We start from the raw sequence: 13,265 nt of genomic DNA, 5'->3' as shown, positions 1-13,265 counted from the left end.
GGGCTTTACTTTATCCCATTCACAAACTCAACAATGGCGGTTACCAGTTCTGGTTTGAGTGGGAGCGTGGGTTTGTTATAAGTGGTCATATTTTGCTCACGGTCGGCGGGGGCTTCTTTCAATATGTGGTTCATACCTGGTATAATCACCAGCTTAGCGTCGGAATCGGCTTTTTTTAGTTTTTCCGCATCGCTCACGCCTACCTGTATATCTGTTGTTCCCTGTAAAATGAGTGCAGGCACCTTTACGCTTTTCATCATCCGGATTGGATCGTACCTAAACCACGACATGAGGTAAGGCTGTATGCTTGGCCTGATGATTGAATACAATTGTGGGTCGATGTAATCGGTGGTTTTACCTTTCCTCAAGCTATCAACAACCGTTTTATACTGATCGGCCAAAAACTTCGGCATCGATTTTTCTACCTGCCCCTGCACTATTTTTTCGGCAGTTTGCCCTGCCCCTGCTACGGAAATAAATCCTTTCACCGGTTGGTCGCGTAGGGTAAGCAAGCCAACCAGTGAGCCTTCGCTGTGCCCTAAAACAATAACTTTAGAGAAACGGGGGTCATCATGCAACATATTAACCAAGCCCACTGCATCATCTACATAGTCAGTAAAACGCAGTTCTTTTTCTTTGGTAGAGCTTACGCTCTGGCCAACCAAACGTTTATCATAGCGTAAAACAGCAATATTATTTTTACCCAGTTCGTTAGCCAGCATTTTATAAGTATTGCCATTTAAGCCCAGTTTGGGGCTGTTGCCATCGCGGTCTGTAGGGCCCGAACCAGGGATAATAAGCACCACCGGCACTTTACCATTAGCATTTTTGGGGATACTTAGCGTACCGGGGATAGTGCCGGTAAACATTTTAAACAAAACCGGCTCCTCGGTAATTGATGCATCCATCTGGATGGTTTTGGCAGCCTCCTGGTAAGGCGAAAAAAATACGCCAACTAATTTATTCTGGCTGTTTAGCGATAGGTTTAGCAAGAATACCGCGTTGGCAAACGTCGCCTTATAAATAGCAGTTGGTGCCACATAACGGTCTACCTCTGTTTTATTTAACACCCCCAGTTGTGCCTTTATCTGGGTGGTTGATTGGTTCCATTTATCAGCGGCTATGGTGGCCTTCATTTCGGGCGCAAACATGGCGTAAATACTATCGGGCTGATTGTTGTTATAAAACTGTTTAAACTTAGTCAGTACAGGCGTAAAGTTTGCGGGAACCGTTTGCGCCATTGCGCCGATAGCTAAAAACAGCACTATTGCAGTGGTATATATTCTTTTCATCCGGGGTTAACCTGTTTATACTTTGGGGATACTAATGCGCGAATTTACTAAAATTTGAAAGCTTTTTTTATTCCATGTATTTATAACTCAAAGCAACATTTATTATTATAATTCGTAAAAAGCATATTAAACATATTATAAATTTAATATTTTGTTAAATTTGGATTTCCTAAACACACAATATCGAATAAAATCTACTAATAGTTAATGAGGGTTAAAAAAGGGTGTTTGCTACTTGCAATGGTGGCCGGTTTTTATAGTTTTTGTTTCGCCCAAACCAACTCGTCCATACTCAGGGGTAACATTTACTTACAAAATAATACCGCCGCCGAGGCAGCTACCGTTATATTGTTAAACCAGGCAGATTCGGCTATCGTGATGTCGGCATTGGTGAATAGCAAGGGCGCTTTCGAATTTCAGCCTGTTCGGCCGGGTGCTTACCTGGTGCTGGCCTATCATCTGGGTTATATCAAAGCTTATTCTTCCGTTTATAAAGTACCCGCAGGGCAAACAGTTACTATACAGCCCATTTACATGCAACCGCTTAATACCGAACTGAAAGAAGTTGCCGTGGTAGCCAAAAAAACCTTTGTGGAAGTAAGGCCCGGTAAAACCGTTATTAACCCGGCAGCCAGCATTACGGCTGATGGTAAAAACGTGCTGGAGATATTGGCGCAATCGCCGGGCGTTAAGGTGAGCAATACCGATGATATCAGCATCAGCGGCAGGCAAAGCGCATTGGTACTTATAGATGGTAAAACCACCAGCATGACCGGTGCCGACCTTGCCACTCTCCTACGCAGCACCCTGGGCAGCAATGTAGACAGGATAGAATTGATCACCGGCGGCTCTGCCAAATATGATGCTTCAGCGGGCGGCGTTATCAATATTATTTTAAAGAAGGGGAAAAATATTGGCACCAACGGTACTGTAAACTTAACCGCCGGCTTCGGAAAATATTACAAGGGTGTTGCCGGCTTTACCTTTAACAGCCGTAGCAAGTATGTAAATATATTCGGGCTGTATAACGTAAATGTTAATAAAACTTACCGGGGCTTTGATAGCTATCGCAATATCAACTCCGGCGGGGTATTAAGCAGCTATAACCTTAACTACTATGGCAAGCAGGAAACTATTAACCACAATTACCGTCTCGGGGCTGATTTTTCGCTGTCGGCCAACCACACGCTTGGTGTTCAGGTTTACGGTTTTGTAAACAATAACGATTTCAGCAAAAACAACCACCTTAAAATAGCCAACCAAGGGCACCTCGATTCGGTGATCCAGGTAGGCTCATCCGTAGAACGCGATCTGCGCAACATTAATTATAACATCAACTATACTGGCAAACTGAATGAGGCCGGCAGGGCCGTATTTGCAAGTATTACTTATCTGCCTTATACGAGGCGCTCTAATGAGTATATCAATAATATGTTTTTTGATGCGTTGGGCAACAAGTACCGCGCCGATAACCTATTGCAAAACCTTTCACCATCGCACCGCCGCAACTGGACGGGCCTTTTGGATTATTTAAACCCTTTAAACAAAACATCTAAACTTGAAGCAGGCATAAAATTCAGCCACACAAAAAGCGATAACAATCTCATTTTTGGCCCTCAGGTTAATGGCGTTTACACAGTAGATCCCATATTCAGCAATAATTTTGTTTATAATGAGGATGTAAATGCGGCCTATTTAAACTACACCGCGGCATTTGGTAAGTTTGATATGGTGGCCGGGCTGCGCGGCGAGTACACGCACTCGCAGGGGCAATCTATAGGCGCTGCATCAACCATCACCACGATAAATACATTCAATTATTTTAAGGTGTTCCCCAACTTACTGCTGCATTATGTGCATAATGACAAAAACGAATACACCCTAACCTTTGTCCGCGGTATTTTAAGGCCCGATTATGAGAGCCTCAACCCTTTCCTGTATTATGTAGATCCGTACGATTTTCAAAGTGGAAATCCATATTTAAAGCCCGAGTTCAGCAACACCATAACGTTAACCTACCTTTACAATCAAAGCATATCGGTATCGTTATATGCTGCTAAAACTACCGGCGCGAATTTTTCCTTTTATACCCAAAACGACGCTACCAAAGTAAACCTTACCACCACGCGCAACCTGGGCGATGTAAAAGATATCGGCGTTCAAATTAACACGCCTTATACTTTCACCAGTTGGTGGAGTGGCGAGCTTGATGTAAACGCAGGCTACTACCAATATACTACTTATCCCGAAAATGGCGACCTGGATAAAGGCACCGGCGACCTTATCATCAATTCTACCCAAAACATAAGCGTAAGCAAGCGCCTCGCTTTGGAAATAACCGGCTTTTACGAAACCGCCAACCAGTACGGCATCAGGCGCTTTAGCCCAAATTACTATCTCAACGCAGGCTTAAGCACCCCGGTATTTGGCAAACGCGGGAAATTAAGCCTTAATGTGTCGGATATTTTTAACACTAACCGTGATAGGGCCTACACTGCCTACCAAAACATTGATCTGCGCATTACCGGCAAACCCGAAACACGGATAGCAAGGATTAGCCTAAGTTACCGGTTTGGTAAAACCACGGTAAAAGCTGCCACTAAACACCAAACCGGCACCGAGCTGGAGCAGGACAGGATGCGTAAAGGTGCCAATTAAGTAAAATAATAATTTAAAAAGACATCATGTATTGGGTGTTGCGGGTTAGCCTACTTTTTTCTCTTTATACTTTCCCTTTATTTTGGTGACAAAGAAATTACCCAGCGACGGGCTGCCCAGAAACCTTTTTAAGGCCGATGGTTTAAAGTTGAGGTATTGCCAAACGCCGCTATGCTCTTTAAATTCAAGCTCCAGCGTATGCGTTTCCGCATCGTAACCAATGCTTTCTAAAGCGGATGATTGTACAGGCTGCCTTTGCATATTTATATAGCAAGGCAAAATAAAAATGGTTTTAAAAACTTACCCGGCGTGGCCGCTAAGCATACTGCTGAAGATAATAAGCAATACCACCAGTGTAATGCCTACATACAGGTAATCCTTCTCCAGCACAAAACCGATGGCCGAAAATATTACCCGGATAACAGGCGTAGCGATGAGCAAAATGATTCCCGCCTGGATGATGGCCCTGCCCCTTAAAGTAAAAATGCCGTTGATGATGCCTGAAGCATTATGCACAAAATCGGGAACGCCTTTAAAAGTGTGGTAGTCGGCAGTAGCGTGCCCGTGGCGATAGATGTAAAGTACACCACCTAAAAAAACGACCGTCATGGAGATGAATACCCCCGCGCGTAAGATCCACCCGATGATGGATTGCATATCCTTTTCTTTGAAGCTTGTGTTGGTCATTGGGTCATTGGGTCTTTGGGTCATTAACCCTACGACAAAAGCAAAACTACGAATTTAAACACGTACTTGCAGGCGAATTACAATCAATTAGGTTTATGAGAGACCCCGCCAAGTTGCCATAAATAAAAGAACAAAACACTCCGTTAGGAGTATGTTGTTTATAGCAAATATTTAAAATGATTTTGAGCTCCGTAAGTACCTCCTATCGCAAGCAAATTAGTTCCCTGCGCGGATACTGCGCTCGCTGAGTTGTTTGATCACTTCGTCGTTAAAAGCCCGTTCGCTTTTGTAAAGGATACTGATCTTCGACGAGGGGATGATCTTTAAAAACTCATCCAGATAACGCCTTTTGGTGGTAAGCATCTGGTTGTCATAATAAAGTTCTTTTTCTGCACTTCCCGATGCACTTTTACTATTTAACCTTTTCAGGATACGTACGGCCTTTAGTTCTTCCTGGTACTGATGGTACAGCGGCCAGAATTTATCGGCCTCGTCATCGGTAAGGTCCAGCTGCTGCGATAAAAACTTATTGCGGGCAGCTTCTATTTTTTGGCCCACGCCCTTATTGTTCCCGGGCTGTAAATTCCTTTTTACGCCGTTAGTTGGCTGCAAATTATTCGTAGGGATTTGCGCAGAGACTTCATAGCCGGCGGCAACGGCAATAACAATTACAATAACTATATATCTGAATAATTTAATCATTACGTACGGGGTAGCGTTAATTAACATCAATATAATCGCTGAGGTCTTCGTCCAGCGCCTTGGTATTAATTTGTTTATCATCTTGTATCATCCCGGTTGCATCGCCGGCATCTACATTCAGCTCAAGGTAATCTTTTATTTCGTCAACAGGCACATTTGCCAGCGCGCTATGCAGTAAAGTTTTTTGGTGCGATACTGTGGGTACCACTACCTCGCTGCCGCTTTGCCTTAAAAAGGCACCTGTACCAACAATTAAAGCCAGGCATGCAGCTGTCGCGTACTTAAACGTATTGCTGGCAAATAACTTCCTTACAATAGTTTTGCGTATTACAACTTCCTTATTTACTGTTTTATTTAGAATATTTCGATTTAGCATTTCGAAATAGTTTTCCGGAACAGCAAATCCTGTAATTTTTTCTTCCAGGATCTCTTCAACTGCTATGCGGGCGGTTATCTGCTGTTGCATACCGTTAAAGTAACCCTCAGACACGGCAAAAAACTCTTCGCCTTTAGCAAGCTCTTCAATATTTATTCGGCTTTGAATTTTGCTTGTCAACTCATCAAAGTAACCGGCAGGCATGGCAAAACCATTATCCTCCGCCTCAATATTGATTTGAGCAGTAATATTCGCCGAAAGTTCATCAAAATAATTTGCAGGCAAAGCAAAGCCATTGTGCTCCGATTCTGCATCAACCCCGATGTTTACACGGCTGGTAATGTTTGCCGTAAGCGCATCAAAGTAATTTGCAGGCAACACAAAGCCGTTATGCTCCGCGTTTGCGTCCACATCAATGTTGGTCCTGCTGGTGATGTTTGCCGAAAGCGCATCAAAATAATTTGCAGGTACCGTAAAACCGTTTGCCGGGTCTGTACTTTTTAATTCATCTAACTTAACCAATGATAAAATGCGCTGACCGGCTTGTTCAAAATAGGCAGACGGCACTGTAAACGGGTTATTTCGGGTAAACCGTTTAAGTGACATTTCATCGTCCCCCCACTCCTTATTCTCCATATCGCTTTTCATACTCTGTTATAGATGAATAAAATTACCAAAGGTTTAACGTTAATTCAAAATTTAATCAGTATTCGTCACAAAAGCCTCTATCTTTTTCACAGCCAGGTGAAACGATGCCTTTAAAGCGCCCACACTGGTACCCAGCACCTCGCTCATCTCGTCGTACTTCATATCATCAAAGTACTTCATATTAAACACAAGGCGCTGTTTATCAGGCAATGTAAGTATCGCTTCCTGTAATTTACGCTGAATTTGATCCCCGGTGAACTGGTCCGAACTTGATAGCGTGTCCGCCAACTCATAGTCCACATCATCCAGCGAAATATTATTCTTCTGCTTCTTTTTATTTAAAAAAGTGATGCACTCGTTGGTGGCAATGCGATACATCCAGGTGTATAGCTGGGCATCGTTACGAAAGCCGGGCAGGTTCTTCCAAACCTTAATGAATACGTCCTGTGTAAGGTCGTCGGCATCATCATGGTCTATCACCATGCGGCGCACGTGCCAGTATATTTTTTGCTGATACTTCTTCAGCAGCATATTAAATGCTTCGTTGCGGGTTTTTTCGTCCCTAAACTTGCTGAGTATCTCTTCGTCTTCTGCCTGTATGGCCATCTATCAAAATTTATCTTTTAAATAAATATAAAGCTTTTTTGTTTTAATATGTTTTGCCGACAGTTATTTTACCAGTTCCAACACCTGTTGCGATGAGGCTTTGGTATCCACCTTATCAATCACGTGGTCAATAACGCCGTCGCCGTTAATAACAAATGTGGTGCGCGCGGTGCCCATATACTTTTTGCCGTACATATTCTTCTCTTTCCAAACATCATAAGCTTCAACAATGCTATGGTCGGTATCGGCTATCAGCGTAAAGGGCAGGCTGTATTTGCTCTCAAACTTTTTGTGCGATTTCTCGTCGTCAACGCTCACGCCAATTACATCAAAACCCTGGCTCAACAGCGATTGATAGTTATCCCTAAAATCGCATGATTCGGCCGTGCAGCCCGGGGTATCATCCTTTGGGTAAAAGTAAAGGATCACGTTTTTGCCTTTATAATCTGACAAGGAAACTTCCTTACCATTTTGGTCTTTCGCGGTAAAATCGGGGGCTTTATCGCCGGGTTGAAGAGTTGCCATGTTTATCTTGTAAATTCTGCTGTAAACGTAGTGCTATTATTTTTTGCATCTATCACCGTAAATTCAAAATTATGCTTTCCGGGTGCAATATCGTTAGTAAAAGTATAACTTAATATTCTTGTTTTATAACTCCATTCTACCAGTACCCATTTCCCGTCTATTTTACCGGCAAAACTTTTAACGCCCGATAGGTTATCGCTCATGCGCAGCCTGATGGCGCTTATGCCTTTTAGGTTACTGCCATTGCGGATGTTGATGGGTGTGATAACCGGCGGTACGGTGTCTATCCGGATATAAAAATCGCCAAAGGCTTTAGCGGTGGCCTTTATAAAGCCCGCATCGGGCTCGCCGCCAATACTCCCGGTAGCCGCATTTACTATAACGGCTTTATCTGTATAAGCACCCAGGCTGATATCGGGTTTTATCCAGATATCGTAACCGTCATGTATGGGCGTAAACTTGTTATGGATACGGTGCGTTACCGAGTAAGCTCCTGGTTTTGCAGGCAGGCTGGAATATAAGAAGTCAAGGTCATCGTACAGGTTCCCGGTAGGGATCTGTATTTTCAGGCGGTCGGTATTGAATTCGTTTAAATCGTTAAAATAGAACATTTTGCCTGCTGGTTTAGCCGGGGCGAGGTTATTGGCAACAGAGCTTGATTGCACCTTCACTTTCAGGGTTGAGGTGTTGCCTGCAATATCCTTACATACAAATTCTACATCGTGTACTTCGTTATCGTTAAATGGGATGATGCCCCTGTTAACCGATTGCGGATACAGTGATATACGGCCGCCTGGAAGGATAAAGCATTTTTGTATGGTGCGGTGGCTAAGTAAAAACGTGGGGTAATCTATATAAGCGTTAATCGCGTGGGTTTGGTCGAACGCGAAACGCTCCACCGCGAAGGTGTAAACAGGTCTGCCATCCAGCTTTACTTCGATAGAATAAACACCGTTGTGGTTGTTTGATGAGCTGTTTTGATCTGTTACGGCAATACCGAACCCTGTGTTGCCGCTCAGCTGGAGCACCTGGGGTTTTAAAAGGTGATAATTACCCGCGGCACCAGCTACGCCTAAAAACTCCTTAGGGGTATTCTCGCTAAAGGGGTTACCGTTTAAATGATAAACGCCGATAGCTGTAATGCTCGGCGGTACTTCATCCGGAATGGTAAGCCCGAATAACTGGGGATTAATGGTTTCTTCGGTAGCGGTATCTCTTAACTCAAAATGCACGTGAGGTCCTGCGGATGCACCCTCGTTGCCAGACACGGCCACCACTTCCCCTTTTATCACCTTAAACGTTCCGGCAGGTACCCGGATATCTGCCTCGAAGGTTTGATTTTTGTATTGATAATCGCGGATGTATTTAAAAACCTCAGGCGTAAAACTTTGGATATGGCCGTAAACCGAAGTGTAGCCATTTGGATGGGTGATGTACAACGCCTGCCCAAAACCGCCGAACTGAATCCGCAAGCGTGAGATGTAACCGTCGGCTACCGCGTGTACAGGATAGCCGGTACGCTGCATGGTTTTAAAATCGAGCCCGGAATGAAAGTGGGCGGGCCTCAGTTCGCCGAAAGAGCCGGCCGTAACAGGCGCGAGATCTAAAGGGTAGCGGAAATAACCTTGCGGGTATTGTTTGCTTTGGATAATATCCTGAGCGTTTGTAATGGTGCCCCAAAGTAACAACAGCACCAATGCCGCGTAAATTTTACAATTCTTTATTAACGATCTGTCCTTACTGCACGGTCTAACTGGCATACTTTATAAATTTTGTTTAGATAACCACCTCGTGGCGGTTTTGTTGGTTGGATTATCTACGGTTTTTTTTAGTCCTCTCTTTATAGAGGGCGCGCGGTTGCTCATGCGGTGGCAGAAGGGGGTTTCGCTCGCTTTGCCGGTTGACTCACCCGGGTACGCGTCGCTGCCTCACCCTCTCTAACTGCGGTAAAGAGGGTGAGGAGATTATTTTTTAACGCTTCTGCTTAGCAGGCAGATGTGTAAATTATCGACTATCTTATTTCACCTCAAAATCAAACATCTTTTCGCCTTCCAAATAACCCTGCAATTTATCTCCTATAGCTACTTTGCCTACGCCCTGCGGGGTGCCGGTAAATATCAGGTCACCTTTTTTTAGGGTGATGTATTGCGATACAAAAGCGATGATGCGCTCGAAGGAAAAGAGCAAATCTTTAGTGTTGCCATGCTGGCGGGTTTCGCCATTCACATCAAGCTTAAAATTCAGTTCGTACAAATTAGCAAAAGCTGCTTTTGGCAAAAAGTTACTCACCGGTGCCGAGTTATCAAAGGCCTTGGCCAGTTCCCAAGGCAAGCCTTTTTCTTTATGTTTTGATTGGATATCGCGAGCGGTAAAATCAACGCCTAAAGCTATTTCGTCGTAATAGTTGGCCGCGAATTTTTCGGCAATATGCTTGCCTTCTTTGCAAACCTTCAACACGATCTCTATCTCGTGATGTACGTCCTGCGAAAACGCCGGGTGATAAAAGGGTTTATTGTCTTTTAAAAGCGCGGTATCGGGCTTCATAAATATCACGGGGACGCTGGGCACGGGGTTGTTCAGTTCTTTAGCATGTTCGGCATAGTTGCGGCCAATGGCTATTATCTTCATAAGTAAATAGAATAAAGCCGAAAATAGAAACTCTAAGCCCTAAATCCTAAATTCTAAAGAAAGTAAATGCTGAATTCTAAGCCCTAAATATTAAGAAAAGCAATTCGGCTCCCCTTGCAAGGGTTGGAGAGCTCTGTTTATAGTAAAGAGATCCGCTTGTTTACAGATTCGGTACCAACGTTTATACGCAGAAAGTAAAAACCGCGGTTAAGCCTGCCGTTTACGTTATAAGTGATGCTTTGATCGCCGACTTCAACACGCTGCGACAAAAGGATAAGTACATCGTTACCAAGCATATCCATTATTTTAATATTAACAAAAGCTTCGCGCGCCACGGTGTATTTTACATTGAGCACATCATTAACCGGGTTTGGATAAACCTGTACGTTTGATAGCAGTTTATCTGATGCCGTTAGCGACCGCCCCGGCGCAACTGATATGCGGGTAGTTGAAATAACAGCAGGTTTTATAGGAGGTAAAGATAAATGCAGGATATTTTTATTCATGGGCTTAGCTTTGCCCTTAATGTACCGCAGGTAGGAAGTATCCGTTTTTTGGGCAACTACTCCTTTTGCAAGCGCAAAGTTTACCATCACTGCAAGCAGTGCTAATGTAAACCAGGAATTAAGTTTAGTAAATTTTCTACCCATATCAATATTACATGCAAAAGTATAAATATTGTGCGCTACAATTCATGTTATCATGAATTAATAAATAGTTTTAACAATTTTTAACAAAATACACATTTTCCAGTTTATTTTAACAAACTTATATCTATTGACTTATACGATATACAATAGTTTAAGTTGCCTGCATAATATCTGATACGACCGCTACTTATCCACACTAAATTGAGGGTTCAAAACCGCCTACCCGGGCAGAAAACTGTGCTTTACAGGCAGAATTTCGTTAAAACTCCTGGCAATCAGTCTCCGGCAAGTAAATAAAACATAAACGAAAATTGAAAGTTTACTAAATCATTAAGGCTTTTTATTGCACAGTTTAAAAATTATGCAAATAATGCTTTGCTTTCTGCACAATTCGATAAATGTTAACCAGCCAAATACGCAATTTTAAAATTACGGTTGTGCTAATGTAATTTTTATAAATTTGTAAACTTTTTAAAACACTGTGTCAAATCATAAAGATCTGCAAAAACTAACGGCCGCTGGGCTGCTAATTAGTTTAGGAATAATCTACGGAGACATTGGTACTTCTCCCCTGTATGTTTTTAAAGCCATTGTTGGTTCAGAACATTCAAACTTTTCGCAACGTATTTCCGAAACCTTGGTATTAGGAGGCGTATCCCTCATCTTCTGGACGCTTACGCTGCAAACCACGCTCAAGTACGTAGTAATAACCTTAAGGGCCGATAACAAGGGCGAGGGTGGCATTTTCTCCTTATTCTCGTTAGTGCGCCGCAAAGCCAAGTGGCTTATTGTGCCTGCCGTCTTAGGCGGTTGCGCCTTGCTTGCCGATGGTATCATCACCCCGCCAATTACCATATCATCGGCCATAGAGGGTTTGAAAACCTACTACCCCGAACTGCCAACCGTGCAAATTGTTATAGCCATTATAGCGGGGCTGTTTATTATACAGCAATTCGGCACGTCACTGGTGGGTAAAGCTTTTGGACCTATCATGTTCATCTGGTTTACCATGATGGGCGTTTTGGGTATATCGTATATTATACAAATGCCTTCTATACTAAAGGCCTTAAACCCATATTACGCCTACAACCTGCTTACCAGTAATTACAACGCCTTCATCATATTGGGAGCGGTATTTCTGTGTACTACTGGTGCCGAGGCTTTATATTCCGATTTAGGCCACTGCGGGCGTAAAAATATCCAGATCAGCTGGATATATGTTAAAACTTGCCTTATCCTAAATTACCTTGGGCAGGCGGTTTGGCTTTTACAACGCGAAGGCCAATCTATCGATTTAAACGCCAACAACCCGTTCTATAAGATCATGCCCGAGTGGTTCCTGATATTTGGTATAGGCATAGCCACCATAGCGGCGGTAATTGCCAGCCAGGCGCTTATTTCGGGTTCGTTTACCCTGATAGCCGAAGCGGTGAGGCTAAACTTATGGCCCAAAGTACGCATCAACTACCCGAGCGAGCAAAAAGGGCAATTGTATGTACCCAGTGTAAACTGGCTGCTTTGCTTTGGCTGTATCGGTGTAGTGTTACTGTTCCGTCATTCGGCTAAGATGGAGGCGGCATACGGTTTAAGTATTACCGTAGCCATGTTAATGACCACCATCCTGGTATCAAAATTCCTGCAACGCAAAAAGGTACCAACCTATATCATCGGCACATTTTTAGGACTTTATTTACTGATAGAAGGCACATTTTTGCTTGGAAATCTGGTAAAATTCGTACACGGCGGCTGGTTTACCCTATCTATCGGCCTGTTCCTGTTCATCATCATGTGGACCTGGCACACCGCCCGCAAGATCAAGAACCGCTATGTAAAATTCATTGAGGTAGATGATTACTTCAATATCATCAAAGAAATGAGCGAGGACGAAACAGTCCCCAAATACGCTTCGCAGCTTATATACTTAACCAGCGCCAACTTCAATTCCGAAGTGGAATCTAAGATCATCTATTCTATACTGCAAAAACAGCCCAAACGCGCCGACGTTTACTGGCTGGTACACGTTGATGTGGTGGATGAACCTTACAAAAGCGAATACGAGGTTGACTTTTTGATCCCTGGTAAATTGATCCGCGTTGACTTTAAACTTGGTTTCCGGGTAGAGCAGCAGATCAATCTATTGTTCCGTAAGGTAGTGGAAGACCTGGTGAAGAATGGCGAAGTAGATATTACCAGCACTTACAAATCGTTAAACAAGCACAAAATTGTGGGCGATTTTAGGTTTGTGGTGATAGAGAAAGTTTTATCGCGTTCGCATAACCTGTCCTTCTACGAAAAGGTGGTAATGTTCATTTATTCGTACATGAAAAAGATAAGCCTTTCGGAAGAACGCAACTTTGGTCTCGATCTGAGTTTTGTAACCGTAGAGAAAGTACCTCTGATGCTTACCTCGCCAGAGTCGGTAAACCTTACAAGGGTCGTTTAATTAATCCAACTTATATAAAAGGTTGCCCGTTTAAGTGGGCAACCTTTTTT

Annotated in this window: 12 protein-coding genes; 2 read left to right on the top strand and 10 right to left on the bottom strand. The window is 43.3% G+C overall.

Going from position 1 to position 13,265, the window contains the following annotated elements; translation table 11 throughout:
* Positions 1–5 precede the first annotated feature (5 nt).
* Positions 6–1,292, bottom strand: a complete 1,287-nt coding sequence (locus EPL05_RS20340) for a serine aminopeptidase domain-containing protein (protein ID WP_128535838.1) — start codon at positions 1,290–1,292, stop codon at positions 6–8.
* A gap of 207 nt (positions 1,293–1,499) precedes the next feature.
* Here EPL05_RS20340 and EPL05_RS20335 point away from each other — a divergent pair, with 207 nt between their 5' ends.
* Positions 1,500–3,950, top strand: coding sequence for an outer membrane beta-barrel protein (locus EPL05_RS20335; RefSeq protein ID WP_128535837.1), 2,451 nt, complete (start codon positions 1,500–1,502; stop codon positions 3,948–3,950).
* Between the two features lie 45 nt (positions 3,951–3,995).
* Here the strand turns inward: EPL05_RS20335 and EPL05_RS20330 are convergent, their stop codons facing one another.
* The 9 genes from EPL05_RS20330 to EPL05_RS20290 form a co-directional block, all read right to left on the bottom strand.
* The gene (locus EPL05_RS20330; RefSeq protein ID WP_128535836.1) at positions 3,996–4,211 is read right to left on the bottom strand and encodes a KTSC domain-containing protein; all 216 of its coding nucleotides are present in this window, start codon (positions 4,209–4,211) and stop codon (positions 3,996–3,998) included.
* 39 nt (positions 4,212–4,250) lie between these two features.
* Positions 4,251–4,637 carry a DUF1634 domain-containing protein gene (locus tag EPL05_RS20325; protein WP_128535835.1) on the bottom strand — a complete coding sequence of 129 codons (387 nt, stop codon included), beginning with the start codon at positions 4,635–4,637 and terminating at the stop codon, positions 4,251–4,253.
* 216 nt (positions 4,638–4,853) lie between these two features.
* Positions 4,854–5,339 (bottom strand): hypothetical protein, encoded by a 486-nt coding sequence (locus EPL05_RS20320; RefSeq protein ID WP_128535834.1) that lies wholly within the window; start codon positions 5,337–5,339, stop codon positions 4,854–4,856.
* A 16-nt stretch (positions 5,340–5,355) separates the two neighbouring features.
* On the bottom strand, positions 5,356–6,363 hold the full coding sequence (locus tag EPL05_RS20315; RefSeq protein ID WP_128535833.1) for a hypothetical protein: 1,008 nt from the start codon (positions 6,361–6,363) through the stop codon (positions 5,356–5,358).
* A gap of 51 nt (positions 6,364–6,414) precedes the next feature.
* A complete protein-coding gene (locus EPL05_RS20310) occupies positions 6,415–6,969 on the bottom strand; it encodes an RNA polymerase sigma factor (protein ID WP_128535832.1) in 555 nt (184 codons plus the stop codon).
* Positions 6,970–7,032: 63 nt separating this feature from the next.
* Positions 7,033–7,494 carry a thioredoxin-dependent thiol peroxidase gene (gene bcp, locus EPL05_RS20305; RefSeq protein WP_128535831.1) on the bottom strand — a complete coding sequence of 154 codons (462 nt, stop codon included), beginning with the start codon at positions 7,492–7,494 and terminating at the stop codon, positions 7,033–7,035.
* A gap of 2 nt (positions 7,495–7,496) precedes the next feature.
* Entirely contained in the window at positions 7,497–9,254 is a 1,758-nt protein-coding gene (locus EPL05_RS20300; RefSeq protein WP_128535830.1) for a M23 family metallopeptidase, read from the bottom strand.
* Positions 9,255–9,510: 256 nt separating this feature from the next.
* Positions 9,511–10,122: a fumarylacetoacetate hydrolase family protein gene (locus tag EPL05_RS20295; protein WP_128535829.1), complete on the bottom strand. Its 612-nt coding sequence runs from the start codon at positions 10,120–10,122 to the stop codon at positions 9,511–9,513.
* A gap of 137 nt (positions 10,123–10,259) precedes the next feature.
* Entirely contained in the window at positions 10,260–10,772 is a 513-nt protein-coding gene (locus tag EPL05_RS20290) for a T9SS type A sorting domain-containing protein (protein WP_128535828.1), read from the bottom strand.
* A gap of 481 nt (positions 10,773–11,253) precedes the next feature.
* Between EPL05_RS20290 and EPL05_RS20285 the strand changes: the two genes are divergently transcribed.
* Positions 11,254–13,215: a KUP/HAK/KT family potassium transporter gene (locus EPL05_RS20285; protein ID WP_128535827.1), complete on the top strand. Its 1,962-nt coding sequence runs from the start codon at positions 11,254–11,256 to the stop codon at positions 13,213–13,215.
* Positions 13,216–13,265: the final 50 nt, after the last annotated feature.

It is taken from the genome of Mucilaginibacter gilvus, assembly GCF_004054195.1.
Classification (GTDB): Bacteria; Bacteroidota; Bacteroidia; order Sphingobacteriales; family Sphingobacteriaceae; genus Mucilaginibacter; species Mucilaginibacter gilvus.
Note: the sequence above shows the minus strand (reverse complement) of the source record. Positions and strands in the feature narration are given on the sequence as shown.

Bases quoted from the DNA above. Each gene is read 5' to 3' on its own strand.
- EPL05_RS20340 (WP_128535838.1), bottom strand. From the start codon at position 1,292: ATGAAAAGAATATATACCACTGCAATAGTGCTGTTTTTAGCTATCGGC.
- EPL05_RS20335 (WP_128535837.1), top strand. From the start codon at position 1,500: ATGAGGGTTAAAAAAGGGTGTTTGCTACTTGCAATGGTGGCCGGTTTT.
- EPL05_RS20330 (WP_128535836.1), bottom strand. From the start codon at position 4,211: ATGCAAAGGCAGCCTGTACAATCATCCGCTTTAGAAAGCATTGGTTAC.
- EPL05_RS20325 (WP_128535835.1), bottom strand. From the start codon at position 4,637: ATGACCAACACAAGCTTCAAAGAAAAGGATATGCAATCCATCATCGGG.
- EPL05_RS20320 (WP_128535834.1), bottom strand. From the start codon at position 5,339: ATGATTAAATTATTCAGATATATAGTTATTGTAATTGTTATTGCCGTT.
- EPL05_RS20315 (WP_128535833.1), bottom strand. From the start codon at position 6,363: ATGAAAAGCGATATGGAGAATAAGGAGTGGGGGGACGATGAAATGTCA.
- EPL05_RS20310 (WP_128535832.1), bottom strand. From the start codon at position 6,969: ATGGCCATACAGGCAGAAGACGAAGAGATACTCAGCAAGTTTAGGGAC.
- bcp (WP_128535831.1), bottom strand. From the start codon at position 7,494: ATGGCAACTCTTCAACCCGGCGATAAAGCCCCCGATTTTACCGCGAAA.
- EPL05_RS20300 (WP_128535830.1), bottom strand. From the start codon at position 9,254: ATGCCAGTTAGACCGTGCAGTAAGGACAGATCGTTAATAAAGAATTGT.
- EPL05_RS20295 (WP_128535829.1), bottom strand. From the start codon at position 10,122: ATGAAGATAATAGCCATTGGCCGCAACTATGCCGAACATGCTAAAGAA.
- EPL05_RS20290 (WP_128535828.1), bottom strand. From the start codon at position 10,772: ATGGGTAGAAAATTTACTAAACTTAATTCCTGGTTTACATTAGCACTG.